Source organism: Aerococcus urinae, from assembly GCF_001543175.1.
Taxonomy (GTDB): Bacteria; Bacillota; Bacilli; order Lactobacillales; family Aerococcaceae; genus Aerococcus; species Aerococcus urinae.
Genome location: NZ_CP014161.1, coordinates 168,050 through 193,837 on the forward strand (window position 1 = coordinate 168,050; position 25,788 = coordinate 193,837).

26 protein-coding genes and 2 CRISPR repeat arrays (1 of these 28 running past the window's edge) are annotated in these 25,788 nt (G+C 40.7%); of the genes, 23 read left to right on the top strand and 3 right to left on the bottom strand.

Going from position 1 to position 25,788, the window contains the following annotated elements:
* A CRISPR array of direct repeats spans positions 1-1,008; the repeat unit is 28 nt; unit sequence CTTTTTCCCGCACATGCGGGGGTGATCC (it extends 1,094 nt beyond the left edge of the window).
* Positions 1,009-1,084: 76 nt separating this feature from the next.
* The 6 genes from AWM73_RS00770 (at position 1,085) to AWM73_RS00795 (ending at position 5,204) form a co-directional block, all read left to right on the top strand.
* Complete coding sequence (locus AWM73_RS00770) at positions 1,085-1,339, top strand: type II toxin-antitoxin system HicB family antitoxin (RefSeq protein WP_060777628.1); 255 nt, start codon at positions 1,085-1,087, stop codon at positions 1,337-1,339.
* 164 nt (positions 1,340-1,503) lie between these two features.
* Positions 1,504-1,686 (top strand): plasmid mobilization protein, encoded by a 183-nt coding sequence (locus AWM73_RS00775; RefSeq protein ID WP_060777629.1) that lies wholly within the window; start codon positions 1,504-1,506, stop codon positions 1,684-1,686.
* A 258-nt stretch (positions 1,687-1,944) separates the two neighbouring features.
* Positions 1,945-2,658: a hypothetical protein gene (locus tag AWM73_RS00780; protein ID WP_060777630.1), complete on the top strand. Its 714-nt coding sequence runs from the start codon at positions 1,945-1,947 to the stop codon at positions 2,656-2,658.
* A gap of 18 nt (positions 2,659-2,676) precedes the next feature.
* Positions 2,677-3,768: a hypothetical protein gene (locus AWM73_RS00785; RefSeq protein ID WP_060777631.1), complete on the top strand. Its 1,092-nt coding sequence runs from the start codon at positions 2,677-2,679 to the stop codon at positions 3,766-3,768.
* Positions 3,769-3,909: 141 nt separating this feature from the next.
* Positions 3,910-4,254 (top strand): hypothetical protein, encoded by a 345-nt coding sequence (locus tag AWM73_RS00790; protein ID WP_060777632.1) that lies wholly within the window; start codon positions 3,910-3,912, stop codon positions 4,252-4,254.
* A 92-nt stretch (positions 4,255-4,346) separates the two neighbouring features.
* Positions 4,347-5,204, top strand: a complete 858-nt coding sequence (locus AWM73_RS00795) for a glutathione S-transferase C-terminal domain-containing protein (protein WP_060777633.1) — start codon at positions 4,347-4,349, stop codon at positions 5,202-5,204.
* Between the two features lie 66 nt (positions 5,205-5,270).
* On the opposite strand, the gene brnQ is transcribed toward AWM73_RS00795, so the two are convergent.
* Positions 5,271-6,620 (bottom strand): branched-chain amino acid transport system II carrier protein, encoded by a 1,350-nt coding sequence (brnQ, locus tag AWM73_RS00800; protein WP_060777634.1) that lies wholly within the window; start codon positions 6,618-6,620, stop codon positions 5,271-5,273.
* Positions 6,621-6,871: 251 nt separating this feature from the next.
* On the opposite strand from brnQ, the gene AWM73_RS00805 reads away from it, so the two are divergent.
* From AWM73_RS00805 to cas2e, 11 genes are all read left to right on the top strand, one after another.
* A complete protein-coding gene (locus tag AWM73_RS00805; protein WP_060777635.1) occupies positions 6,872-7,867 on the top strand; it encodes a D-2-hydroxyacid dehydrogenase in 996 nt (331 codons plus the stop codon).
* A 155-nt stretch (positions 7,868-8,022) separates the two neighbouring features.
* Positions 8,023-9,330 (top strand): SWIM zinc finger family protein, encoded by a 1,308-nt coding sequence (locus AWM73_RS00810; protein WP_060777636.1) that lies wholly within the window; start codon positions 8,023-8,025, stop codon positions 9,328-9,330.
* Positions 9,331-9,457: 127 nt separating this feature from the next.
* A complete protein-coding gene (locus tag AWM73_RS00815; protein WP_060777637.1) occupies positions 9,458-10,303 on the top strand; it encodes an exodeoxyribonuclease III in 846 nt (281 codons plus the stop codon).
* A gap of 272 nt (positions 10,304-10,575) precedes the next feature.
* Positions 10,576-13,329, top strand: a complete 2,754-nt coding sequence (locus AWM73_RS00820; RefSeq protein ID WP_060777638.1) for a CRISPR-associated helicase/endonuclease Cas3 — start codon at positions 10,576-10,578, stop codon at positions 13,327-13,329.
* Positions 13,330-13,333: 4 nt separating this feature from the next.
* Positions 13,334-15,064: a type I-E CRISPR-associated protein Cse1/CasA gene (locus AWM73_RS00825; RefSeq protein ID WP_060777639.1), complete on the top strand. Its 1,731-nt coding sequence runs from the start codon at positions 13,334-13,336 to the stop codon at positions 15,062-15,064.
* A complete protein-coding gene (gene casB, locus AWM73_RS00830; protein ID WP_076340196.1) occupies positions 15,057-15,668 on the top strand; it encodes a type I-E CRISPR-associated protein Cse2/CasB in 612 nt (203 codons plus the stop codon). Before AWM73_RS00825 ends, casB begins: the two co-directional genes overlap by 8 nt.
* Positions 15,658-16,782, top strand: a complete 1,125-nt coding sequence (gene cas7e, locus AWM73_RS00835; RefSeq protein WP_060777640.1) for a type I-E CRISPR-associated protein Cas7/Cse4/CasC — start codon at positions 15,658-15,660, stop codon at positions 16,780-16,782. Before casB ends, cas7e begins: the two co-directional genes overlap by 11 nt.
* Positions 16,782-17,492 carry a type I-E CRISPR-associated protein Cas5/CasD gene (gene cas5e, locus AWM73_RS00840; protein WP_060777641.1) on the top strand — a complete coding sequence of 237 codons (711 nt, stop codon included), beginning with the start codon at positions 16,782-16,784 and terminating at the stop codon, positions 17,490-17,492. Before cas7e ends, cas5e begins: the two co-directional genes overlap by 1 nt.
* A gap of 2 nt (positions 17,493-17,494) precedes the next feature.
* Positions 17,495-18,130, top strand: a complete 636-nt coding sequence (cas6e, locus tag AWM73_RS00845) for a type I-E CRISPR-associated protein Cas6/Cse3/CasE (RefSeq protein WP_060777642.1) — start codon at positions 17,495-17,497, stop codon at positions 18,128-18,130.
* Between the two features lie 4 nt (positions 18,131-18,134).
* A complete protein-coding gene (gene cas1e, locus AWM73_RS00850; RefSeq protein ID WP_060777643.1) occupies positions 18,135-19,085 on the top strand; it encodes a type I-E CRISPR-associated endonuclease Cas1e in 951 nt (316 codons plus the stop codon).
* Complete coding sequence (cas2e, locus tag AWM73_RS00855; RefSeq protein WP_060777644.1) at positions 19,086-20,006, top strand: type I-E CRISPR-associated endoribonuclease Cas2e; 921 nt, start codon at positions 19,086-19,088, stop codon at positions 20,004-20,006.
* 14 nt (positions 20,007-20,020) lie between these two features.
* Positions 20,021-20,781: direct repeats of the CRISPR family, unit length 28 nt; unit sequence CTTTTTCCCGCACATGCGGGGGTGATCC.
* A gap of 153 nt (positions 20,782-20,934) precedes the next feature.
* On the opposite strand, the gene AWM73_RS09045 is transcribed toward cas2e, so the two are convergent.
* Positions 20,935-21,105 carry a hypothetical protein gene (locus AWM73_RS09045; RefSeq protein ID WP_156417355.1) on the bottom strand — a complete coding sequence of 57 codons (171 nt, stop codon included), beginning with the start codon at positions 21,103-21,105 and terminating at the stop codon, positions 20,935-20,937.
* Between the two features lie 401 nt (positions 21,106-21,506).
* On the opposite strand from AWM73_RS09045, the gene AWM73_RS00860 reads away from it, so the two are divergent.
* Together AWM73_RS00860 and AWM73_RS00865 are read left to right on the top strand one after the other, a co-directional pair.
* Positions 21,507-21,950, top strand: coding sequence for a type II toxin-antitoxin system HicB family antitoxin (locus tag AWM73_RS00860; RefSeq protein WP_060777645.1), 444 nt, complete (start codon positions 21,507-21,509; stop codon positions 21,948-21,950).
* A 75-nt stretch (positions 21,951-22,025) separates the two neighbouring features.
* Positions 22,026-22,403, top strand: coding sequence for a type II toxin-antitoxin system HicB family antitoxin (locus AWM73_RS00865; protein ID WP_060777646.1), 378 nt, complete (start codon positions 22,026-22,028; stop codon positions 22,401-22,403).
* A 106-nt stretch (positions 22,404-22,509) separates the two neighbouring features.
* Here the strand turns inward: AWM73_RS00865 and AWM73_RS00870 are convergent, their stop codons facing one another.
* Positions 22,510-22,749, bottom strand: coding sequence for a DUF896 domain-containing protein (locus AWM73_RS00870; protein WP_111818070.1), 240 nt, complete (start codon positions 22,747-22,749; stop codon positions 22,510-22,512).
* Between the two features lie 180 nt (positions 22,750-22,929).
* Between AWM73_RS00870 and tsaB the strand changes: the two genes are divergently transcribed.
* Genes tsaB through tsaD form a run of 4 tightly spaced genes read left to right on the top strand, consistent with a single transcriptional unit; the run spans position 22,930 to position 25,737 of the window.
* Complete coding sequence (gene tsaB / locus AWM73_RS00875) at positions 22,930-23,661, top strand: tRNA (adenosine(37)-N6)-threonylcarbamoyltransferase complex dimerization subunit type 1 TsaB (RefSeq protein WP_060777648.1); 732 nt, start codon at positions 22,930-22,932, stop codon at positions 23,659-23,661.
* Positions 23,642-24,304: a ribosomal protein S18-alanine N-acetyltransferase gene (gene rimI, locus AWM73_RS00880; protein WP_060777649.1), complete on the top strand. Its 663-nt coding sequence runs from the start codon at positions 23,642-23,644 to the stop codon at positions 24,302-24,304. The genes tsaB and rimI (AWM73_RS00880) overlap by 20 nt, the downstream gene beginning before the upstream one ends.
* Entirely contained in the window at positions 24,249-24,743 is a 495-nt protein-coding gene (gene rimI / locus AWM73_RS00885; RefSeq protein WP_076340197.1) for a ribosomal protein S18-alanine N-acetyltransferase, read from the top strand. Before rimI (AWM73_RS00880) ends, rimI (AWM73_RS00885) begins: the two co-directional genes overlap by 56 nt.
* Positions 24,721-25,737, top strand: coding sequence for a tRNA (adenosine(37)-N6)-threonylcarbamoyltransferase complex transferase subunit TsaD (gene tsaD / locus AWM73_RS00890; RefSeq protein WP_230080694.1), 1,017 nt, complete (start codon positions 24,721-24,723; stop codon positions 25,735-25,737). Before rimI (AWM73_RS00885) ends, tsaD begins: the two co-directional genes overlap by 23 nt.
* Positions 25,738-25,788: the final 51 nt, after the last annotated feature.

Consider the following 25,788-nt stretch of genomic DNA (forward strand, 5'->3'; position numbering starts at 1 on the left):
GGTTGCTTTTTCCCGCACATGCGGGGGTGATCCCGTGTTAAGATAAAAGTAAGTTAAGGGAAAGCACTTTTTCCCGCACATGCGGGGGTGATCCTTGGTTTGTCCTAGTATGTAGTCGATGCTTACCCTTTTTCCCGCACATGCGGGGGTGATCCTACAAGCTATAACTATCATCACTCATAATATATCTTTTTCCCGCACATGCGGGGGTGATCCTTATTGCCGTAATTAAGTCTACTATTTGGCGTTTCTTTTTCCCGCACATGCGGGGGTGATCCTTCGAAACTAGGCGCTTTGCCTAGTCTAGGGAACTTTTTCCCGCACATGCGGGGGTGATCCCCAATTGGTCTATGTTTAATTTCATTTCAATTTCTTTTTCCCGCACATGCGGGGGTGATCCTGTCGTAAGCGATCAAGCTAATAAATGTTTTCACTTTTTCCCGCACATGCGGGGGTGATCCTACCCTGACGATCGTTTATACGATATAGATGAACTTTTTCCCGCACATGCGGGGGTGATCCTGGGAGTCTGAAACTCTATACCTTAAAAAGACACTTTTTCCCGCACATGCGGGGGTGATCCATCGAGCAGATATTACTAGTCAGATTAAAAATACTTTTTCCCGCACATGCGGGGGTGATCCACTATCAAGTGATTCTTTTAAATCTCCTTGATACTTTTTCCCGCACATGCGGGGGTGATCCTTCAGACCGGCCGTCTACCTTGGCTAGTAACTCCTTTTCCCGCACATGCGGGGGTGATCCTAAAATCAGTTATCGAGAAGCCCAACAGATTCTCTTTTTCCCGCACATGCGGGGGTGATCCATCGAGCAGATATTACTAGTCAGATTAAAAATACTTTTTCCCGCACATGCGGGGGTGATCCACTATCAAGTGATTCTTTTAAATCTCCTTGATACTTTTTCCCGCACATGCGGGGGTGATCCTTCAGACCGGCCGTCTACCTTGGCTAGTAACTCCTTTTCCCGCACATGCGGGGGTGATCCCAGTGGAATAAGTCATTCTGTCACCAGCTAAACCTTTTTCCGCCCATGCGAGTGTTAATCTGAAAGGAAGTTAGCTATGTATTTATACTATGCAATCTTTACTCCATCAGAAGACAAATATGCTATTGAATTTCCAGATTTAGATGACGCTTACTCTTTCGGTGAAGATATGAACGATGCCCTCTATATGGCTAAGGATCTTCTTGAAGGATGGTTAATTGTAGCCAAAAAAGAAGGCGATTCAATCCCCAAAGCATCGTCTCCTGATGACTTGAAAATTTCTGAAGATGCATTACTGGTTCCTATTAAAGTGGATCTTGAACTTAGCTAATTGAAACATAGTCAACAATTGCTCGAGAAAACTTTAAACACTTTATGATATTTAAAGAAACTTAGTCTAGAGGCAGGGGCTTTTCGCTCATGAAGAGGTCCCCCCTTAGTCTGGTGCTTTATTGGTAAGCGTAATATATGATAATAGAAAGTAGGAGACTCGCTGTGACGCAAGAAAAGAAACGCCCTCGTGGCCGTCCAGCAACAGGGCGAAAGCGCGATAAAACTTTGAATATGAAATTCACGGAAGAAGAAAGAAAGTACTTAAAAGCCCAAGCGAAGGAACATGACCTTACCTTATCAGACTACTTTCTTACAGTGGCTAAGGCATATGAGAAGAAACATTAATAATGAGTCCTTACCTACTTGTTGGGTAAGTTCAAAAAGAAATTGATAATATTTGATTTATTAGGGGCTCTATTGAAGTCTCTTTTTTTATTAGTTTGAATCAATTTTTCCTTTTAAAATCCTCAGTTCGAATTATCCAAGCTGAGTAGTGAACATGCTATAATGTGAAAGTAAAATAAGTTTATTATCCTTTCCTATGCTAGGGAGACGATCATAAAACAAATAGCTAGCATTGTAAACTTTAGGAGGTAGTCGCTTATGGCTGAATCTGCTCGGAGTGTTTTCATATCTGGGTCGAGAACGCAAAACCAATTATCCCAAGAAGTACTAGATTCCATTGACGCCATTATTGGACAAGGCATCAAGATTAACTTAGGAGACTCCAACAAGGGGATCGATAAAGAAGTCGCCGACTTGCTTCGACTCGAAAATTATAAGCATGTTGAAATTTATACTATTAATCAAAAGCCACGGATTGCTATTGAAAAGGACTGGAAGGTTCGCTATGTTCATCCTGATGACGGTCTTAATGGGCAAGAGCAACAAATGATGAAGGACCGGCAAATGGTCAATGACTCCCATTGGGGCTTAGCCATTTTTGATCCTATAAAAAAGAACCGTTTTGGCGCCCTACAGGTTTCATCCGGCACCCTAAGGAACACGATCCAAATGCTCCTACAAGGCAAATCAGTGAAGTTTTTTTATGTATTTGAGAATGCCACCCGCTCTCACAATTTAAAGGGTGAGGAAGGACTCAAGCAATTAGAAGCATTGATTAATAGCTATCAAGGGGAGAGGCTAAGTAGAGAAGAAAAAGACCTAATTCTCTCCTCGCGTGGTGTAAATAAAGACGACCAGCCTGCTACAATCAAGCGCAATAAAATTTTTAGCAAATTTACTGATTTATTACAAAGCGAACGTCAACTGACCGCTAGTAAAGATTCTGATTTCCAACAAACGACGCTTTTTTAGTCTAGAAAGGCTACTATCATGACAGTGAAGCAAGCAGAAAAACTAAAACATATTCATCCTATTGAAGAAATCACCGATTTTGAAGCTTATTATCTGGATTGGTATAAGGACAAAGTAAACGAGGATAGAGGCCCAGAGCATACCGCAATTGGAAAGAGCATTTATCAGTTAAAATATGTATATACGCCCCAAATGCAGCAGCCCTATAATGATTTACCAGACTGGCTCAAGAAAGCTTATATGAATGAATTATTTAAATTAGCGGGTTTTGTCGGCAAAGGCCTTGGAGAGATCGACTTAGCATTTGATTTTCTTATTCCTGCCCCTTCTTTCAATCCACGAACACGCTGGAATCCTAATGGGCAAGTGAAATTCATCTATGATTTAGTCAATGTTCTCTCTGAACAATTAGGTCTTCCCTATCACAAAGGCTGTCTCTTTAAAAAGGATAATGTGGCGGCTAAAGATAGTATAGTCAGCAGTGAAAACTTTGAAGCAAGCTGTATTCGACTTCCCAAAGATTTTCCCAGCTACTCAAAAACCGGCTCAGCCCAACCGATTGGGCTAGTGATTGATGACCTCTTTGAAAGAGGGGATACGGCTAAGATTTCCCTGGGTCTATTAAAGGCGAAAAATCCGGAAATGCAATTTAAATTCTTATCCTGTACCAAGAATAAATACCACGGCCTAGGGAAAAAGGTTCAAGTGAAATTTGCTTCTTTCCGAGAGTTTATCGCGAAGAATAACAGTGAATTTATTAAATTAAAAGTTGTTTCCCCTGGAGACTTTTATGACAAGACGGTTTGTGTTTTTTCTAATAATGCAGGATACGAGGTATTTAAAGAACAGCTGATAAAACATAATTCAAATTCCTATAATATATCTTCTACAAATGATCCGATCTTCAGCATCAAGATCAAGCAAGGCAAGGGTGGATACCTAGACTTTTTTGGTCTCTTAGATACGCCTCAGGAACAAATTCACCAAGATCTTGATCTTGGCTTTGACCCTAATTTTGGCTATGACTTTGGCCTCTGGGATACACCTCGAGAACCAAGCAATCCAAACTTTGGCCCTGACTCATTCTTTGACGATGACCTTCCTTTTTAGTGAAGACCGAGAGTTCGCTAGTTCATGATAGCGGGCTTTTTTTAATTGCTGTAAGCTTTGGCGACCTTAGGATATTATTACTATAAAAGCACCAGATTTAGTATAATTACATTGAATAAGTAAACTAAGGTGGTGGAAGTCGTGAAAGAAGATTCTAATCATTTTCAAAAACGTAGACATTTTATCCACTCACTTTGGCAGAAAGATCGGTATTTTTGTTTGGCCGCGATGATTTTAGAAATTGCCTTTGTAGGGATTATGGTAGAATTCCTGGTTAATCCTTCCTGGTCGATTGCCCTGGTTTTTCTCTTTTTAATTTGGTTGCTTTTAACGGCTTTTGTCAATGGTTCTTTATTAGTGCGGAACCTGCCTAAAGGTCACTATTGGTACCGGGTGGGAAGTATTTTAGTTGAAAAATCCATTGAAGCCCTTTTAGTGGGTTTGGTGGCCGCAGGAGCAATTATGATTTTAACCTTGGCTGCCTAAGGGAGTGTCTTGAGCGGAAAACTATCAACAGTCCAGTCCCTCTTATATAATGAGAGTAAGTAGACGATACATAGACTTAAAGGAGTGCTTTTATGACAACCGTTTATGCCAAAGATTATGATTACCCAGTTGAGAGTGGACGTTATCAGTTAGTTGTTTCCCAGTCTTGTCCCTTTGCGCAAAGAACAGATATCGTGCGTTCTTTATTAGGCTTGAACGATGTGATTGGAAAATCTCTCACCTCACCCATTAAAACCGATAAGATTTGGGACTTTTCTAACCAAGCAAGGGGTAAAGATGCTGTCTTAGATGTGGAATATTTGAGTGAACTCTACCATAATACCAAGTCTGAATATGAAGGGCCCTATTCAGTACCAGCCCTGATTGACTTGACCAGCAAAAAAGTGGTCAACCAAGAATCCCTCGACATTATCAAAGATTTTTCTACTCGCTTTAAGGATTTAGGGACGAGTCAAGTGGGGGACTTGTATCCCAAAGACCAACGTCAAGCGATTGACCAATGCTTTGACTGGGTGGGTACTGACTTAATTGGAGCTCCGACTAAAGCCCATAAGGCCAGTGACCAAGCAGACTATGAGCAATATGCTGACCAATTTTTCGATCGCTTAGCAGAGATTGACCAGGCCTTAGCTGACCACGATTATTTAGTGGGCGACCACTTGACTCTAGCGGATGTGGTTCTCTACACTCCTTTAGTTCGTTTTGATACCACTTATTACACGGCCTTTCAGGTCAATAAATACCGCCTAAGTGATTTTCCCAATTTATGGAGTCATTTACAGAAATTACATCAAATCCCAGCCTTCCAGCAATCGACTAACTTTCAAGCCATCAAGGAAGGCACCTACCTGGGTAAGAATGGGCGCGATTCCTTTGATAAAGAAGTCCTCCCCCAAGGGCCAGTTTTGGATATGTGGGAAGTGAAATAAGGCATTATAATAAGAAAAATAGCGCATCTCGCCTTCATTAAAAGCGTAGATGCGCTATTTTTATTTTTAAGTGGTCGTTTTACTGATCTTTTGACCTATTAAGCAAAGGACAATGGTTATCGTGGCTGGCAGAAGCCAGGCAAAACCGAGGTCGAAGAAGGGTAGGTAATGACTGGCCCATTGGGTTAGAGTGCTTCCTAGGGCGCTTTGGCTAATAAAATCAGGCGAAGCCTTGATAAAGTCTAAGCAGGCTGGGATGAAGGTCACCGCCATAGTAACTTGGTAGAGAGCGGGACTTTGCCAGCTCTGAGGTAAGAGACTAAGTAAGATTAAAACACAGGCTAAAGGATAAAGTAACATCAATACTGGCAGGGATAAGGATAGAATGGCATCAAAGCCGATATTGGCTACCAGAAAAGCTAAAAGGCAGGCGATAATGGTCCAGTGCTTTTGCTTGAGATTAAAAAAGTGAAAGGTAGCAAAAGTTTCTGCTAGGGCCACGACTAAACCGATGGCGGTCTTTAAACAAGCTACGGTGATCATCACTGCTAAGAGGACCTGTCCCGCTAAACCAAAATAGTGACGGGTAATCAGTGACAAAGCCTGGCCGCCGTTTACGGATAAGGGGATAAACTGTAAGCTGTGGGTTCCTAGTAAGGCTAGGGCAATATAGATGAAAGCCATCAAGAGAATGCTTAGGCTGCCAGAGGTCATCACTTCTCGGGAGATTTGCCGAGGTTGTTGGATGCCAAAGTCACGGATGGATTGAATAATAATAATCCCAAAGGCTAGCCCGGCTAAACTATCCATGGTGTTATAACCTTCTAATAAACCCATGGCTAAAGGGGCCATCTGGTAGGCTGGGGTAGGATAGAGCACCTGGCGAAAGCTGCCGGTGTCAAAGAGGGCTCGGACTAAGATGACACCCAGTAGGATTAGAAAGGCTGGGGTTAAGTATTTACCCACCCATTCAATGATCTTAGAGGGGCGTAAACTAAAGCATAGGACCAAAAGGAAGAAGAGCGCCGAATATAAGAATAGGGCGGGAGTTTCTAGATGGTCCGGGACAAAATCAGTGATACCGACCTCGTAGGAAACGGTGGCTAAACGCGGTGTGGCAAAGAGTGGCCCGATAGTGAGATAGAGGGCAATGGTAAAGAAATAGGCGAAGGGGCGGTTGACCTTATTGGCGATTTGGAAGACGGATTCGGTTTCTGAAAAGCCCATAGCCGCAATGGCGAGTAAGGGTAAGCCGACCGCCGTAATGTTAAAACCGGTCACAGCCAGTCCCACATTGCCGGCTGCTTGTTGACCTAAAGAGACGGGGAAGATGATATTCCCTGCCCCAAAGAAAAGACCAAAGAGCATGAGAGCGATGATCAGCCGCTCTTTCCAATTTAAAGCAATTTTAGACATAGATAATTCCTCGTTTCTAACATTGAGGATTATAGCATTAAAGCTGCTTGGCTGAACAGTGAGAAAGCATAAAAATCGTGAGATAATTGCTGTGCTGCACGTGAGGATCCGTAATAGTGGTGTTTGTGTAAATTGGGCTATTCTCAATTTTTGTTTGATACCTTAAATTAGGAATTGGTTTTGGAAGAAGTTATTATAGCCAAAGCCTAATTTTCATAGTACTATTATTAAAAAGTGAAAGAGGCGATTTTATGACTAAAATTATCGTTTATGCTGTGACTGCTGAAGAGAAACCTTTGGTAGAAGCCTGGGCCAGTCGTCATCAAGTTGAGGTGAAACTGGTAACAGAAGAGTTGACAGTGGATACGGTGGACTTGGCGGCAGGTTTTGACGGAGTGTCGACATCCCAAGTGCCTCGGATTGAAGAACCGATTTTTTCGCGTTTACATGACTTAGGCATTAAACAAATCGCCCAACGCTCAGCCGGTGTGGATATGTATGACTTAGACCAAGCCAAGGAAAATGGCATTATTATTACCAATGTGCCTACCTATTCCCCTGTTTCTATTGCCGAATACACCTTGGGAACAATTATTTACTTAAACCGGCGTTTGAATAATATTCTGCCACGGACCAAGGCCCACAATTTCTCGCGGTCTCCTGAGGTGCGCGGTCGGGTCTTAAAAGACTTAACCTTAGCTGTCATTGGGGCCGGTCATATTGGTCAAGAATTAGCTCGCATTTATGCTGGCCTTGGGGGTAAGGTTGTTGCTTATGATATTGCTCCTGACCCAGCGGCCGAAAAATACTTAAGCTTTGTCGATTCGGTGGAAGACGCGGTAGCTCAAGCCGATATTGTCAGCCTCCATATGCCCTTAACCAAGGATAATTACCATATGTTTGATGCTGACTTATTGGCCCAATGTAAGGAAGGAACTATTCTGGTTAATAATGGTCGGGGAGCTTTAGTAGATACCGATGCCTTGCTAGCAGCTATTGATTCCGGTCACATTGCTTCAGCCGCTTTGGATACCTATGAAGCGGAAGGCCCTTATGTCTTCAAAGATTGGAGCGACAAAACTGTTGAGGATGAACGGCTAAAGACGCTGATTAACCATTCTAAGGTTCTCTACACCCCTCACTTGGCCTACTACACGGATGATGCCATTAAGGCCTTGGTCGATGGTGGCTTAGACAGTACCCTGGAAGTGATAGAAACGGGTGACGCTAAGAATCGGGTTAACTAATCCTTGTCAATAACTCACAAATCAATAACTCACAAAATCTAGCTACACTAACCTCTGCAGGTGAAGACTGACTTGCAGGGGTTTTTCTTTACTTACTAGTCGCTTTCATTTTAGTATAATGATGATAAGCACCTTAAGGAAAGGAGGTCAAAATTATGCGCTTACTGGGTCAAGAATTCCCTAAAAAAATCTATGAACGCGGCTATCGCTATTATGCTGATGACCGGGTAGAAGATAACTATGTCAAGGATCAAACCTATCATTTTTGGGTTAGGGGTAGTGAAAAGTATCAAGTTCAATTGAACCTAGACCCAAAAGAAGAAGTGTCAAAGATGACCTGTGACTGCCCCTATGCGGATAGTGGTAAAGCCTGCAAACACATGGCGGCAGCGGCTTTGTATTATCAATTCGGACCCTATAGTGAATATGCCATGAGTCATCACTTCCCTGAATTGGACCGCTTGCTTTCCCAATTGCCTAGATTAAGCTTGCTCCACTACTTTAAGCAAGTCCTTCTTAACCATCCTCAACTTGTTCATGATGTTTATGATAGCCTCTTAGCAAGAGAAGATGAAGTTGCCGATGACGAGTTAAATGTTATTCTTGATTTATTTGATGAGGTCGATGACATTTACTATAAACATAGTCAGGCTGGCAAAATCCCTATTTTTAAAGGCTTTGCTTTAATTGAAGACTTGACAAAGTATTTGAACAACAACCTTAATGACATCCTCCACCATGGTCAGACCCTTATTGCTCTGATGCTATTAAACCATGTCATTGAAATGGTCGACCAGGTTGAATTTGAAGAGGAATTTGGGCAAGCCGCGATTGTGATCAACCTCTGCGACCAGGCTTATGGATCAATTGTGGATTATCTCAGCCAGGAAGAGCGCGAAGAAGGGCTAGCCATGCTACTGGCTCTATTAAACAACCATCATAGTTTCTGGATTGACCTCCTCCTTCCCCAAGTAATTGGCCGTCATTTTGACCGTTTCCAAGAGCGTCAACGGCTATTGAGAGCTTGTTTGTATCGTATGGAGACCTTGCAAGAGCAGTTTCCCGACCAAGACTTAGAATGGTATTTTGAAGCTCTGTTTAAACTCTATCAAGAATTAGAGCCTAGTGAGAAAGTGGTCGACTTTGCTAGCCGACATATAGATTACCTAGCTAGTGTCGATTATTTGCGCCGTTTTGCCCTTAGCTATAGAGAGGATGGCGGTCAAATCGCTGATAAGTCAGAGAAATATCCTGTCCAAATCTTAACTGGCTACCTCAAACAAGCTCTTGTTGATCTGGAAACCGCCAAGAATCGTTCACAATATCAAAGGATTGCGACTTTCCTTAAGAATATGGATGCGATCGATGGAGGCCAATTTGTTCGTCACTGCTTCATTAGTCAGTTGGAGGCTCATTATCCTGATCGCCATGCGTTATTGGAAGAGTTTGAAAGGTCTTGGTGATGAGTGCCTTTCTTATGATGGCTAGTGGAGGCTAGAGCTTCTTTAGCGATCCTTAGTAATAGGGCATCACGCTGCTTTATGATAAACTGAAAGAACTGAAAGAAAAACTAAAGGAGCCGAGTAATTAATGAAATTTATCTCATGGAATATTGATTCTTTAAATGCCGCCTTAACTAGCGATTCCAATCGGGCCCAATTGTCACGCCAAGTTTTGGAGACCATTGACCAATATGATCCGGACGTTATTGCTATTCAAGAAACCAAACTATCCGCCAAGGGACCTACTAAAAAACACCAAGAAGCCTTGGCAGAGTGGTTTCCTGACTATAATAATGCCTGGGTCAGTTCCGTCGAACCCGCCCGTAAATCCTATGCCGGAAACATGGTTCTCTACAAAAACCACTTGGAACCAAGTATTTCTTACCCTAAGATAGGTGCTCCGGATACTATGGATTCTGAGGGACGGATTATTACCCTTGATTTTGGACCCTTTTACTTTACCCAAGTGTATACCCCTAATGCGGGCAATGGCTTGAAACGTTTAGAAGAACGCCAAGTTTGGGATGAAAAATATGCCCAATACTTGAGTCAACTGGACCAAGAAAAGCCCCTTATTGCTACGGGGGACTTTAATGTGGCGCATAAAGAAATCGACTTGGCTCATCCGGAAAATAATCATAAATCAGCCGGTTTTACTGATGAAGAACGGTCTGGTTTTACCAAGCTATTAGCCCATGGTTTTACTGATACTTTCCGTCACATTCATGGCGATGTAGAAGGTGTCTATAGCTGGTGGGCACAAAGGGTTAAAACCAGCAAAATCAATAACTCAGGCTGGCGGATTGATTACTTCCTGGTCAGTGATCGTATTGCTGATGCTGTTGAAAAGTCGGAAATGATTGATTCCGGCACCCGCCAAGACCACACCCCAATTTATTTAGAGATTTCTGATGAAATTAGAGCAGGGGACTAGCTTGTGGTATTTCTAGTAAACTAACAGCATATTAGTTAGGGTCTAGATTAATTTTCCCGCACCTGCGGGGGTGATCCTATTGTCATTTTGATAAGATGGAGCGCATATATTATTTCCCGCATTCGCGGGGGAACTTCCTGATTGTTGTCAGGAAGTTTTTTTGTAAAAACATTTTTATAATAAAGTAATCGGTTGCAATTAATCAGTTTGTCCAGTAATATAAAAATAACAATATTACTAAAAATAAGAAAGGATGTGATCATATCAACCAAATGATTTCTGCCTTGTGGGGCAAAAAAAGCGAAAAGATTGGACAGTTTTATTGGCTTCCTTTAATTCAACACTTAAAGGATACTTATGGCGTAGCTGGAGCACTTTGGGAACACTGGATGAGTCCGGGTCAAAAAGAATTTATTCAAATGGCCTCTCACACTAATAGTGATGGGGCTAAAAAACTCTATCAATATCTTGCTGCAATCCATGATGGGGGCAAGGCTAGTCCCGCTTTTCAGGCTATGCCCAACTTTTCTCATCATTCAGAAGACCTTGAAAAGTTATTGTTAGAAAAGCTAGAGAGAGCTGGGTTTATAGGGATAAGTAAGGTGCAGTTATCCGATCGTCAGAAAAGCCATCATAGTTTGGCCGGCCAGGCCCTTCTGATAGATGATCAAATTAATAAGGATATCGCTTCGATTGTTGGGGCCCACCACGGCAAGCCAGTAGATTCTAATCGAGACTATAAAGATCAGTTAAAATCCTATGGAAATAACTATTTCCAAAGTGATAATCCAGATGCACCTATTTACCAAACCTGGCAAAGGGCACAAAAAAATATTTTTAACTGGGCTTTAAATTTATCTGGTTATACCCAGGTGGATGAACTTCCTGAGATTAGTCAAGCAGGACAAGTGTTGTTAGCGGGAGCCCTAATTATGGCTGACTGGATTGCTAGTAATGAACATTATTTTCCTTTAATTCCAATTGATCATGACTCCGTTTCTGATTTCTCTCAAAGTCGACTGGAAAAAGGATTTACTCAGTGGAAGAAGACTGATCTCTGGCAGCCTCATGGAGCTACTGATATTGATCAATTTTATGAAGATCGTTTTAAGTTTTCTCCGCGAGACATGCAGCAGGTATTCTCAGAAACCATTGAAGCAAGTGATCAACCAGGGATATTTATTTTAGAAGCGCCAATGGGACTAGGTAAGACAGAAGCTGCTCTAGCAGGAGCAGAGCAATTAGCCTTTAAAACTGGTCGTTCTGGTGTGTATTTTGGTTTGCCTACTCAAGCAACGTCAAATGGTATTTTCCCTCGTATAAAAGATTGGTTAGAAAGAGTTGAAGAACTTAATGGCGATAAAGCGTCCCTCCGCTTAGCTCACGGAAAGGCAGCACTGAATGATGACTTTGCCAAGCTAGCGCATCAAGTTGACCCTGATGGTGGGGAAGAGAGTACGATTATTACCAATGAATGGTTTGCCGGGCGAAAAACAACCGCTTTAGATGATTTTGTCGTTGGTACTGTCGATCAGTTTCTCCTATTAGCACTTAAGCAAAAACATTTGATGCTTCGTCACCTGGGCTTTAGTAAGAAAGTTGTTATCATCGATGAAGTCCATTCTTACGATGCATATATGAGTACTTATTTATATCGAGCTCTTGAATGGATGGGGGCCTACCAGGTGCCTGTTATTATTCTTTCGGCTACTTTGCCAGCGGATAAACGCTTAGAAATGATACAATCCTATCTAAAGGGACGAAAGAAACAGGTAAAAAGAATTGATACACCTGACCAATTTAATACAACTGCTTATCCCTTAATCACTTATACTGATGGAGATACCGTCCATCAAGAAACCCATTTTGATGATAAAGATATTAAATATCAGACTGTAAAGGTTCATAAATTACCTGTGATGGAGCAAATGGATATTCTCATAGAATTAGTGGAAGATCTACTTCAATCCGGAGGAGTCATTGGTATTATTGTGAATACTGTTAAACGAGCTCAAGTGATAGCAAAAGCTCTTTCCAAGCAGATAGGGGAAGATTTCGTTGAATTGCTCCATTCTAATTTTATTGCGACTGAACGTGCTGCTAAGGAAAACCACCTCCTTCAGCAAATTGGTAAGGATAAAAAACGTCCAGAAAGAAAGGTAATTATTGGTACTCAAGTCATTGAACAATCTTTAGATATCGATTTTGATGTACTAATTAGTGATTTAGCTCCTATGGACTTACTAATTCAGAGGGTTGGCCGTATGCACCGTCATGAAATTAACCGGCCTAGTAAACATCATGAGCCCGTGCTTTATGTTTTAGGAATCAGTGAATCTTTAGAATTTGAAAAAGGATCAGAATCGGTGTACGGTGGCTATCTTTTAGCTAGGACACAATACTTTTTGCCAGATATATTAAATATTCCAAATGATATTTCTTCTTTAGTACAAGCCGTTTATAGTGATAAAACCATGGATTTAAATCATGACATTCAAGCTAAATATGAAGAAATGGTTTTGAAGTATGAAAGCTACCTTAAAAGTAAAAAAGCCAAAGCAAAAGGGTATTTACTCGCTTCTCCTGATCATAGTGGTAAAAAAACTTTAGTTGGATGGTTAAAAAGTCCCTCTACTGAGGAAAGTGAAGAAAGGGCTTATGCTCAAGTTCGTGATAGTCAAGAGACTATTGAGGTGATTGCACTTAAGAAAATTGGTAGTGGTTATGGTACTTTTGCTGAAGAAGTGGATCTTTCTGAAAGAATAGACGATCCAAATGTAGCTAAAGAAATTGCCAAAGAAACACTGCGTTTACCTTATCAATTGAGCTACTTATATAATGATATAATTGATAAAAATATTAATTTTTTAGAAAGATATAATCTTAAATATCTATCAGAATGGCAAGAACAAAGCTGGTTAAAGGGTAGCTTAGGTATTATATTTGATGAAAATCATGAATTTGTAATCAATGATTATAAATTAATGTATGATCAAAAATATGGTTTGATTTGTGAAAGGATGTGACATAGTGGCTAAGTTTAGTTTAATTGATGAGCCTTGGATCGCTGTCATTAGTAAAGATAGTGGAGAAAATTTACTGCTTTCTCTACGTGATGTTTTCGAACAAGCACCAAGTCTAAATCAGCTAGCTGGAGATAGTAAAACGCAAGATTTTGCTGTCCTACGGCTATTGCTTGCTATCTTACAGACAGTATATTCGCGAATGAATGCTAGTGGTCAACCCTATGACCAAGTAGAGTTAGCGGATCGCTATCAACAAATGACAGATGTTGATGAGTTTGATGAAGATGATTATGTTGAGAATTTAGAAGAAACCTGGCAGTCAATCTGGGAAGAGGGGGAATTCACTGAAGCGGTTAATAATTATTTAACGGCTTGGCATGACCATTTTTATCTTTTTGATGACCAATACCCGTTTTTTCAAGTGACTCAAGCTGACATTGCAGGAGATAAGATTAGTAAATCTAAAGCTAGCAGCATACAAGCTAAGAATATTAACCGTACTATATCAGAGAGTGGAAATAAAATAGCTTTATTTTCACCTAGTTATGGAGAAAATAAGGAAATTCTTAAGGCTGATCAAGTAGCGCGCTGGTTGTTAACTTTTCAGGGCTATTCAGGCTTATCAGATAAAGTAATATTCGGTAAGGAAAAATATAAAGCTTCAAAAGGCTGGTTATTTGATATTGGGGGACTCTATTTAGGCGGACGAAATTTATTTGAAACTTTGTGGTTGAATACTGTTTTAGTGCATCCGCGGGAAGGATATCGGTTAAATAGACAAAAACCATGTTGGGAATTTTCTGGGTCAGAAATTATTGATCAGTATTTTTCAAGTGATAATTGTGATAATTTAGCTGAGCTTTATAGCAATTGGAGTCGGGCTATTTATATCGATCCGATGACTGATTTAAATAAGCCTTTTGCTTTTGAAGTGGTTAAGTTACCAGAAATCAATCACGTAGATAATTTCTTAGAACCGATGACCGTCTGGCGTAAAAATGCCAGTGGTGAAAATAAAGGGAGGTATACCCCCAGAAAACATGTTGTCGGACAATCCCTATGGCGGTCTTTTGGTTTAGTTCTTCCGTCGAATTCTAAAAAAGAAGAGGGAGAAGGGGAAAGCCATCGCCCAGAAATAATAACTTGGTTTGACTATCTGGATGATATTACTGATTCTCTATTGGATAATTACCCACTAACCATATACGCCGTAAGTATGCAAGATGATGGTAATGCTACTTCCTGGGTACCTACTGATGAAATTTATGATGAGCTAAAGATTGATGACCAAGTAGCTGCTGATCTCAGTTCAGCGGGGTGGATTCCTCGGATTAATGATACTGTGACAGAGACGAAAGAAATTATTGAACGTACTTTCCGTTACTTCTTAATGGAAATAAAAGATTTTAGAAATATGGATGGTAATCATTTTATCGATCAAAATATTGAGGAATTATACTTTTTGATTGACTTGCCCTTTAGAGATTGGTTAATAGAAATAAAGCCAGAAGATGCTAAAGATGAAAAGATTATTCAGTGGCGCCAAACTTTGCGAAAAATTGTTATGGACAAAATTAATCATATAGTCAAAGAAGCTGGTCCACGGGATTATAAAGGAAAGGTGTATGAAGCTAAGGACGGGCAAAGCTATATAAAAAATATCGCTACGGCCTACAACACTGTGACCTACTTTATTAATAAAAAATTAAGTGTAAGGGAGGATCGAAATGACTGAAACAAAAGAAAAGCAGGTATCTGTTTACCAAGTAACAGCTAGAATGCTTGATGATTTGAACCGAAATAATGGGACTGCTACTAGTAAAGCGTATCTCGCTAGATTACGCCAATCAATTGGCAAACCTTTGAGTCAGACGGTTGATATTTGGCCATTATTATTTCAATATCTACCAGAAGAATTTTTAAGCAAAAGTGGGCAAACAACCTCAGAACAAAAGGCGATATTAACGACATTGCAACTCTATGCTCTATATCATCAAGGTAGCTCTATTGGAGAGGCCAGATTAAATAGTCAGGAAAAAGCAACTAATATTGGCGCTTCTTTATCCTATTTGCGAAGAGAAAAGGACCAACGAGTTGCTAGCGATCGCCGTTTTAATACTTTAATTACAGCAACGGATTTTACAGAATTAATTTATTATTTACGCCAAATGGTTAAATTATTAAAAGGAAAATCGCAGGGGCAAGTAGTTATTAACTATCCACGTTTGGCCGAAGATCTTTACTGGTATTTGAGAGGATACGAAGAAAATGTACGTATTCGTTGGGCGCAAAGTTACTATAAGAACAGAGAAGAAGGAGTAAATAGTGATGAAGAATAATGAGAGAATTTTTGTTGATATCCATGCCATTCAAACCGTTCCGCCTTCCAATGTCAACAGAGACGATACGGGGTCGCCAAAGACAGCCCAATACGGGGGTGTTAGACGAGCACGCGTTAGTTCTCAATCTTGGAAACGGGCGATGAGAGAATATTTTTATGAGAATAGTGCTCAAAGTAATGTAGGGGTACGGACTTTACAAATTGTTCGTTATTTAGCAGATAAAATTCATATTTTGGATAATACTATGGACGACGAATCGGCAATGAAATTAGCTGATGAAACAATCAATAAGGCTGGAATTAAAACAGCAGCGCCTAAGGGTTCCAAAGATAAGGGTCATAAACAAGCTAAAGCCTTGTTTTTCTTAGGAGATACACAAGCTAATGAATTGGCTCAAGCTGCGGTTGACGGAGTGACTGATAAAAAAGTGCTTCAAAATATTTTGCGAGACAATCCCGCTATTGATATTGCCCTTTTTGGTCGCATGGTCGCAGATGACCCGTCTCTAAATGAGGATGCTTCATCGCAAGTAGCTCATGCTATTTCCACCCATGCGGTTCGTCCAGAATTTGATTTCTATACTGCGGTAGATGATTTGGCACCCGAAGATAATGCTGGAGCCGGAATGTTAGGGACAGTTGAATATAACTCGTCAACACTCTATCGTTACGCTAATGTAGCTGTTCATGAGTTGAGCCGACAATTAGATGACCCCAAAGCAACTTTGAATACTTTAAAATTGTTTATTGAGTCTTTTACTAAGTCTATGCCGACTGGAAAAATCAATACTTTTGCTAATCAAACCTTACCTCAGGCGCTCCTGGTAACGGTTCGAGATGATCGCCCAGTAAATCTGGTTTCAGCTTTTGAAAAACCGGTCAAAACACAGGAAGGTTATGTTGAACAATCGATTAAACAATTATTTAGTGAATACCATAAGGTTGAGAAAATAATGGATCTACCACTAAAAACTTTCTATCTTGTTTTAGATGACCAGGATATCGATTGTGATGAAGGCAAGCAAGAGGATGGTCTCACTCAATTATTGAATGATTTTGATGAATTTGTTGGACCACTTATCGAGAAAGTACAGGATCAAGGTGATGCTTAGTGAAAACTTTAGTTTTGAAGTTTGCTGGCCCCCTACAAGCCTGGGGGACAAACTCTCATTTTGAAACTAGACATACTGATCTCTATCCTTCAAAAAGTGCAGTTATAGGGTTGATAAGTGCTTGCTTAGGTTATAAACGTGACGACGATGAACATATTCAATCTTTAAATGCCTTAGATTTTGCTGTCCGCATTGATCAACAAGGCAATTTACTTCGTGATTATCATACGGCTAAGAAGTACAAGAATAATGGGAAATTAGACCGAACCTATGTGACCAATAGATATTATTTAGAAGATGCAATTTTTTTAGTGGCAATTGGTTCAGAAAATGAAGATTTAATAAATAAAATTGAAGCTGCGTTAAAGTCTCCTTATTATCAACCCTTTATGGGGCGTCGGGCTCTCCCTTTGAATGCCGATTTTATTTTCCAATCGACAGATAAGGATGTACTGACGATTTTAAAGGAAATCCCTTGGCAAGCGTCTCCTTGGTATAAAAAGAACCATAGTAAACGATTATCGATCTATGCCGATGCTTATTTACAAACAAATCAACCTTCACATCAACGTAGAGATAGAGTCCATTCGTTTTCGCAAAAAGGACGTAAATTTTCTTATCGAAGTGAGTGCCGCATCGACATTATAGTAAAAGACATAGGTAGTTTTGGAGACCATGATGCCTTTTCTGTGTTGAAGGAGGTTGATTAATTGTGTATATGTCTCGCGTAGCTATTGATACTAATAACCCAAGGAAAATGAAGTCCTTAAATCATCTTGGAGCCTACCATAACTGGGTAGAAAGTAGTTTTCCTAAGGAGTTTGTCGACCAAGTTCGTACACGAAAATTGTGGCGTATTGATAAAGTCAATGGCCAAGAATATTTATTGATCGTAAGTCCCAATAAGCCGGATCAAGACGCATTGGAGAAATATGGTGTAAATGGAAGTGCTCAAGTAGCTGATTATAGTTCTTTTCTAGATAGTTTGGAAGAAGGAATGGAGGCGCAATTTCGCGTACGGTTAAATCCAGTTGTTTCCAAATCTCAAGCAGGTAAGAAAAGGGGGCGTGTAGTTCCTCTATATGGCGATGAATCTCAATTGAACTTTTTGTTAGATAGAGATAAAAAGAACGGTTTTGAAATTAATCCGGCGACACTTTGTATCGTAGAAAAAGGTTTCGAACCAGTAAAGAAACGAAATGAAGCTACTATAAGGCTTAGTTCTGCTACCTATGAAGGTGTATTAAAGATTACTGACTTTGAGCAATTTAAGCAAACTCTAAAGGAAGGTTTTGGTCGTAAGAAGGCCTATGGTTTTGGCTTAATGACAATTATTCCCATGAGGTGAGTATATGACTAAACAGAGTGGTGCCAAGAAAACTAATCTTACAGAGTTACCTCGGATAGGGGATCGGGTCTCCTTTATTTATATTGAACACGCTAAGATAAATCGCATAGATAGTGCCATTACCGTAGTGGATAGCAGAGGGACGGTACGGATTCCTGCTGCTATGATAGGGGTTCTTTTATTAGGTCCAGGAACAGATATTAGTCATCGGGCAGTGGAACTGATTGGTGATGCCGGTACAAGCCTGGTATGGGTAGGGGAATATGGTGTGCGTTATTATGCACATGGAAGATCTTTGGCTCATTCGACTCGTTTTCTAGAAAAACAGGCAAAATTAGTTTCGAATCGTCGGTCGCGATTAGCAGTTGCTCGTAAAATGTACCAAATGCGTTTTCCTAATGAGGATGTCTCCTCATTTACCATGCAGCAATTACGGGGAAGAGAAGGAGCACGAGTTAGAAAAATTTACCGCCAAGAAGCAAAAAGGTGGCAAGTTGAATGGACTAGACGGGACTATGATCCAGATCATTATGAAGAGGGAACACCAGTAAATCAAGCTTTATCTGCTGCTAATGTTTCTCTCTATGGTGTAGTTCACAGCGTTATTACAGCCTTAGGTCTATCTCCTGGACTAGGATTTGTTCATACAGGTCATGATAAATCATTTGTGTATGATATTGCGGATTTATATAAGTCGGAAATCACTATTCCTATTGCTTTTCAAATAGCATCAGAGTTTAATAATGATGACGAGATAGGGAGAATTGCTCGATTAAGAGTTCGAGATGCTATGGTGGATGGGAAGCTTATGAAGCGAATTGTTAAGGATGTTCAATATTTATTAGAAGTCAATCCCGATGAAGAGTTAGACATAGATGTTATTAATCTTTGGGATGACCGGCAAGGTTTGGTTAAATATGGAATTAATTACCAAGATTATGATGGAGAGGATTAGATGCCATTAACTGTAATTACTATGAGGAATTGTCCGCCATCTTTACGTGGTGACCTTAGTAAATGGATGCAGGAAATTGCTACTGGTGTTTACGTTGGTAATTTTAATAGCCGTGTTCGTGAAGCTCTTTGGGAACGCGTGAGTCAAAATGTGGGAGTAGGAGAAGCTACCATGTCCTATGCTTGTCGCAATGAAATTGGCTACCAATTTGAAACGATTAATGCTAAACGCCAAGTAATTGATTATGAAGGTATTCCTCTGGTCCTACTTCCAAATACTTTAGAAGAAAGTAAAACAAATAAAAAACTTGGTTTTAGTAAAGTGGCTAAGCAAAGACAGGCTAAGAAATATTCGGCTTATCCAAAAAATAACCGAGAAGAAAAAGAACAGTCGTCATATATAATTATTGATATTGAAACAAGTGGTTTGGATCTACTGAAAGATTCTATTATAGAAATTGCAGCACTTACGATTAAAAATGGAGAAATAGTTAAGGAATTTGAATGTCTTATAAATTATGAGGGAAAATTGCCTCTTGAAATTACTTCATTAACAGGTATTGATGATCAACTTTTGAAAAAAGAAGGTCAGAAACTAGAAAATGTTTTGAAAGAGTTCAAAGCATTTGTTGGTGAGGTAGATCTTGTTGGCTATAATATTTCCTTTGATATTAAATTTATTAATTATCATCTAAAAAAATTAAACTTACCTAAATTAAATAACAAAAGTATCGATTTAATGAGTTTTGTTAAAAAGGAAAAATTATTTTTGCCTAATTATAAATTAGAATCAGCCCTAACGGCCTACGGGATTAACGAAGAAGTTCCTCATAGAGCTTTAGCTGATGTGCATTTGATTTATGGGTTAGCGCTAAAAGTAAATAAATTTTTAAAATTTATGAATAGACAGTCGCGTAGTTAAAGGGATCTTTTAGTCTTTTTCCCGCACATGCGGGGGTGATCCTATATTTTTGATACCTATCTTGATTATGACTGGCTTTTTCCCGCACATGCGGGGGTGATCCCGAAATCTGGGAAAGTATCAAGACGTACTTTGCCTTTTTCCCGCACATGCGGGGGTGATCCTGGCATGACTATCGGAGGCGAGTCTATCTTTACCTTTTTCCCGCACATGCGGGGGTGATCCTAAAATAATCGTCCCACAAGTGGTGGACACATGCTTTTTCCCGCACATGCGGGGGTGATCCTGTGTCTAGTAATCCCATAATTTAATCTTCTCCCTTTTTCCCGCACATGCGGGGGTGATCCCAAGCTAACGTAGGGCTAACCTACAAGGTTGATCTTTTTCCCGCACATGCGGGGGTGATCCCGACAACTTGATCTCCAACTCAATGGGATCATACTTTTTCCCGCACATGCGGGGGTGATCCCCTAAGTTTTAAGCCATTCGAGGGCAAAATAAAACTTTTTCCCGCACATGCGGGGGTGATCCTTCTTGCTGCCTCGTTAACTTGTTTTTCTGCCGCTTTTTCCCGCACATGCGGGGGTGATCCTATACTTTTGGCAAAGACAAGATTAAAGCAGTACTTTTTCCCGCACATGCGGGGGTGATCCTGGTACGAATAACTCCATGATTATCCACCCGGGCTTTTTCCCGCACATGCGGGGGTGATCCCGCTGACCTGGAATGACTTCATCCCCGCACTAACTTTTTCCCGCACATGCGGGGGAATCCTGTTTGATCTAGCAACATCTTTGCCTAATCCAACTTTTTCCCGCACATGCGGGTGATTTTGTTTAATTGTTATAAGATTATTTTTATAATCATTCTTCCATCTTCTAATTTTGGACAGAATAAAAGCACCTCACCTTCGATTGGCTAGTGCTTATTAGCATATTGGTTCTACTTTAGGTAAATTAATAAACTCTTTATAAGCTTCAACTACTTCACTTGGAGCACTTGGGCTAAGTCTTCTCTTGTCTTTAGAATCAGAAAAATCAAAATAAATATAATCTTCTATGATTTTATATAATTTTTCTTCTTTTTCAATTAAATTCATTTTTTACTCCTTGATAATAGCTATTTTAAAATCAAAGTTTGAAAGTGCACCAATAAGTGATACTTCAGCAAAAATTATACTTTCTTTCTTATTAATCGATTTCATTCCCAGATATTTACTAATGCCTTTAGTTAAATTATATCCGTCGTTATTTAACATATCAACGATTGCATCAGCATTTTCAACAAAATCGCTATAAAATAGATGTCTCGATATCGGATTACTAATACACTTTCATAATATTCACTCTTATCAGCTCTGACAATTTTTGGGGGACCAAATCATAAGTGTACGCTTTTGTAGAAATAATTCTTTTTATCATTTGAAGCGTCTAGATCTATAACGGCCTATTTTTGATATATAATCAACTTGAAACACACAGCATATGAAAGGAGCAAGTCATGAAAAAATCTTATCCGGCCCTTTTCTATTTTGACAAAGAATTTGACGGCTATTTTATCAGCTTTCCTGATTTGAATGACGGGGCTACCCAAGGAGAAAGTATTTCTGATGCCTTATATATGGCTTCGGAGTATTTAGGGATTGTTTTAGGGGATGCCTTGGAAAGTAATAAAAAAATCCCCCAGCCATCCAATATTAATGATCTATCGCTGGTTGAAAATTATCCCTATAAAGAGGATATTAATTGGCAAGACGACTATGATATGGAAAAATCATTTATATCGATGGTGGTGACGGATGTTTCGGAATATTTAAATCTTGATGAATTAGTTGATGTCACTGTCAGTATTCCGGTTTGGGCTGAAAGTTTAGCTGAGGGAGACGGCTTTGATTTATCAAAGTTACTTACCGAAGCTATTAGTAATAAACATTCCAATATATAATTTCTAAAGCTTTTTATTTAGGTGCTTAATCCAGCTGGACTAGGCGCTTTTATGTTATAGAAAGGGTTGAAAGTTGTGTTGGTATATCCAGCTATCTTTGAAAGAGAAGATAAATATATTATTGTCAAATTTCCTGATATTCCAGCAGCGATGACCCAAGGTGAGGACCTATCACAAGCCTATGAAAAGGCTGTGGAAGTTTTAGGCGCTGCTCTTGAAGACTATGATGATTATCCTGAACCGAGCCCGATTGAAAGTGTTAGTGAACAGTTTCCAGATAGTGATCTTGCCCTTATTGGGGTTGACTTAGTTGCTTATCGGCGTAAATATCACTCAAAAACAGTGCGTAAGACGGTTACCGTACCTGAATGGTTGAATGATTTAGCTATCGCCAAACAAATTAACTTTTCGCAAACTTTAACTGAGGCCCTCAAAGAAAAATTAGGGGTCTAATCTCTACATAAAAAAGCTGCCAATAGCGGTCACCAGTATGCGTCATACCAGGCTCCTATTGGCAGCTATTTATGTCTTATTCATTAAACGGTCTTAAGGGAAAGGATTATTTACTTTGTCCTTTACCATGGTGTTCCGCTTGGGCTTTTTTAAGTTTTTCTGGGGTAATGTCGGTACCTTCAGGATCGATGACCTTGGTATTCATCATGATGTTTTTGAAGTTACCGCGGAAGATCTTCAAGTATTCTTGACGAAGTTGTGTTTGTTCTTCCTTTTCTTCAGCAGTTAAGCCGTCTTCTTTTTGTTTTTTAGCTAGTTCATTGATGCGTTTGAGTAATTCGTCCATGTTAAGACCTCCTTTAATCTTGGTCATGTGACCATTAGCTATTTGCAGCTAGTACAATATACCAAGGATCGGGTTAGCCTGCAACTTTCTTGCTTTCAAGTGTCAAGCTAGCACCTAGCCCCATCTCTATAATAATGTTAGAATAGACCTACATGAGTTTGAAGCACAAAGGGGATTATCATGCGAACATTAGCTATCGATACATCGACGGTTTCTATGAGTATTGCGCTGATTGAAGATCAGACCAGCAAAATGGAAATCACCACAAATACTAAAATTAAACATTCTAAAGCTCTCTTACCCTTGATTAAGCAGTTGTTTACCACAGTTGCTTGGGAAGTGAGTGACCTGGATAGGGTGGTTGTTACTCGGGGGCCGGGTTCCTATACGGGACTTCGGATCGGGGTGACTACTGCCAAAACTTTGGCTTGGACCTTAAATATTCCACTTTATTCAGTGACCAGTTTAGCAGCCATTGCTGCTAATGCCGCAGAAGAGGATGGCATCATTTGTCCTCTGATTAATGCTAGACGCCAAACTGTTTTTGCTATGGCTTATGATAGTAATGGAGAGGAAGTAGAAGGTCTAACTATGGGGCATTACCGGCTAGCAGACTGGCTAGACCAGTTAAAGGCAGCTTGTCCCGACCAAAGCTTGTATTTTATCAGTTCGGATATTGACCAATTTGAGGAACTAATTAAAGAACACTTGGGAGACCAAGCTAAGTTATTACCGGCAGAAAAAGGGGTTATCCACGCTCCCTTACTGGCTAAGCTAGAACTAGAGGAAGAAGATGTCGCCACTTTCTTACCAGAGTATGCTAAATTAGCGGAAGCCGAAGAGCGTTGGGAGGAGAAACACCCCGAAGAAGCGGCAGCAAACCGAGGCCATTATGTGGAAAGAATGCTTTGATCGTTGGCTCTTTCAACTGGGCAATAAAATTACCCAGTTATTTGCTGATGAACCTGGCCAGGCTTTGAGTCAGCAGATCGATTTGGATAAGTCTACTTTGACTTATGGCTTAGACCAGGAGCTTGATTTAGCGATATCCGATTCGGAGTGGATTGACCAAATGGTGGCTCTAGAGCGGGCAGCTTATGATGGGCATCAGATGTGGTCCAAGAAGGATATCTATAATGATATGCTTTACCATCCGTCAACTTTTTACCTACAAGCCTTTAAGGAAAAAGAACTGCTGGCCTTTGTAGGTTGTCGGCGGGACAAAGAATCGATTCATATTTCGAATTTGGCCGTACTACCCAGCTACCAGTCCTTGGGGATTGGGTCCAAGCTCTTAGACTTGGTCAAACACTTAGCCCCTGATTTGGAACGCCATGCGATTACCTTAGAAGTTCGTTTATCCAATGAAGGTGCTCAGAAATTTTATTTACGAGAGGGGTTTAAGGCAACGGGGAAGATGGAGCGTTACTATCGTGATAACCACGAAGATGCCCTCACTCTGACTTGGCAAGATGATGCCCATCAGGTTGCCCAAGAAGATGAAGCAAATCATAGTCTACCACCGACCCGAGGCCAAGCTCATCCCCAGGATTAGTCAGCAGGCGCTGGCTTTTTACCAGGAGGCCTTTGAGCAGATGCCCCATATCGCTCTAGATTGGTTGGAACGGGGCTTAGCCAGTCCACGGCTCTATTTATTCCTCTTGCTAGATGAAAAGCAAGTCGTCTTAGCAGCAGCCACTTTTCAATTATTGGCAGATGAAGGGGAATTATTGCATTTTGCAGTCAGCCCCCATAGACGTCGGCAGGGCTTGGGGGCCTTACTTTTGACTCAAGCCCTGGTCCACTTAGAAGAACAAGGCTTAGCCCGTTGTTTCTTAGAAGTCCGTGCCCACAACATCCCTGCTCAGGCCTTGTATGAGAGTCAGTGTTTCAAGTGTATTGACCAACGCAAAAACTATTACCAAGATAATCATGAAGATGCAAAAGTTTATTTATGGGAGAGATCGACCAGTGACAACAATATTGGGAATTGAATCAAGCTGTGACGAAACCGGTGCAGCGATCGTTATTGATGGCAAAGAGATGAAGTGTAATGTCGTTGCCACACAAATTAAAAGTCATATGCGTTTTGGTGGAGTAGTTCCAGAGATTGCTAGCCGCCACCATGTCGAGCAAATTACTCAGGTGATTGATTATGCCATGAAGGAAGCGGACGTGACCTGGCCAGAGATCGATGCTGTGGCGGTTACCAAGGGCCCTGGCTTAGTGGGCTCTTTACTGATTGGGATTACCGCCGCTAAGACGCTAGCCTTTGCCCATGACAAGCCCTTAATTGGGGTTAACCATATGGCTGGTCATATCTATGCCAATAATATTTCTGACCAAATGGTTTTCCCATTGCTGGCCTTAGTGGTCAGTGGGGGACATACGGAATTAGTCTATATGAAAGAAGATGGCCACTATCAAAAAATCGGCGATACCCGTGATGACGCTGTGGGGGAAGCCTATGATAAGGTCGGCCGTATCCTGGGAGTGCCTTATCCTGGGGGCAAACGCATGGATGAAATGGCTCAAGAGGGTCAGGCTATTTATGACTATCCCCGCCCCATGATCAATGAGGATAATTTTGATTTTTCCTATAGCGGCCTTAAATCAGCGGTTATTAACCATGCCCATAATGCAGAACAAAAGGGGGAAGAATTGAATCCCAATGATGTGGCAGCTAGTTTCCAAGCGGCTGCCGTGGAGGTCTTAGTGACTAAAACTATGCGGGCCATTGCTGCTTATCCGGTCAAACAATTAGTTGTTGCGGGCGGCGTGGCTGCCAATTCTTCACTCAGAAAAGAGTTAGAGAGTCACTTGGCTAAAGAACATCCTGAAGTGCGCCTCTCCTACCCACCATTAAGTTTATGTGGGGATAATGGTGCCATGATTGCAGCGGCTGCCTACCCGCAATACCAAAAGGGCGACTTTGTCGGCTTAGACTTGGATGCCAACCCAGGTCTAGACTTAGGTGATGAAAATTAGTTGCCTTTAAGCGAAGGCCAATTGAGTTTCAGGGAAAGCTTGAGGAGGAAA

Coding starts and splice junctions, on each gene's coding strand:
- AWM73_RS00770 (WP_060777628.1), top strand. CDS start 1,085: ATGTATTTATACTATGCAATCTTTACTCCATCAGAAGACAAATATGCT.
- AWM73_RS00780 (WP_060777630.1), top strand. CDS start 1,945: ATGGCTGAATCTGCTCGGAGTGTTTTCATATCTGGGTCGAGAACGCAA.
- AWM73_RS00785 (WP_060777631.1), top strand. CDS start 2,677: ATGACAGTGAAGCAAGCAGAAAAACTAAAACATATTCATCCTATTGAA.
- AWM73_RS00795 (WP_060777633.1), top strand. CDS start 4,347: ATGACAACCGTTTATGCCAAAGATTATGATTACCCAGTTGAGAGTGGA.
- brnQ (WP_060777634.1), bottom strand. CDS start 6,620: ATGTCTAAAATTGCTTTAAATTGGAAAGAGCGGCTGATCATCGCTCTC.
- AWM73_RS00805 (WP_060777635.1), top strand. CDS start 6,872: ATGACTAAAATTATCGTTTATGCTGTGACTGCTGAAGAGAAACCTTTG.
- AWM73_RS00810 (WP_060777636.1), top strand. CDS start 8,023: ATGCGCTTACTGGGTCAAGAATTCCCTAAAAAAATCTATGAACGCGGC.
- AWM73_RS00815 (WP_060777637.1), top strand. CDS start 9,458: ATGAAATTTATCTCATGGAATATTGATTCTTTAAATGCCGCCTTAACT.
- AWM73_RS00820 (WP_060777638.1), top strand. CDS start 10,576: ATGATTTCTGCCTTGTGGGGCAAAAAAAGCGAAAAGATTGGACAGTTT.
- casB (WP_076340196.1), top strand. CDS start 15,057: ATGACTGAAACAAAAGAAAAGCAGGTATCTGTTTACCAAGTAACAGCT.
- cas7e (WP_060777640.1), top strand. CDS start 15,658: ATGAAGAATAATGAGAGAATTTTTGTTGATATCCATGCCATTCAAACC.
- cas1e (WP_060777643.1), top strand. CDS start 18,135: ATGACTAAACAGAGTGGTGCCAAGAAAACTAATCTTACAGAGTTACCT.
- cas2e (WP_060777644.1), top strand. CDS start 19,086: ATGCCATTAACTGTAATTACTATGAGGAATTGTCCGCCATCTTTACGT.
- AWM73_RS09045 (WP_156417355.1), bottom strand. CDS start 21,105: ATGAATTTAATTGAAAAAGAAGAAAAATTATATAAAATCATAGAAGAT.
- AWM73_RS00860 (WP_060777645.1), top strand. CDS start 21,507: ATGAAAAAATCTTATCCGGCCCTTTTCTATTTTGACAAAGAATTTGAC.
- AWM73_RS00870 (WP_111818070.1), bottom strand. CDS start 22,749: ATGGACGAATTACTCAAACGCATCAATGAACTAGCTAAAAAACAAAAA.
- tsaB (WP_060777648.1), top strand. CDS start 22,930: ATGCGAACATTAGCTATCGATACATCGACGGTTTCTATGAGTATTGCG.
- rimI (WP_060777649.1), top strand. CDS start 23,642: ATGTGGAAAGAATGCTTTGATCGTTGGCTCTTTCAACTGGGCAATAAA.
- rimI (WP_076340197.1), top strand. CDS start 24,249: ATGAAGCAAATCATAGTCTACCACCGACCCGAGGCCAAGCTCATCCCC.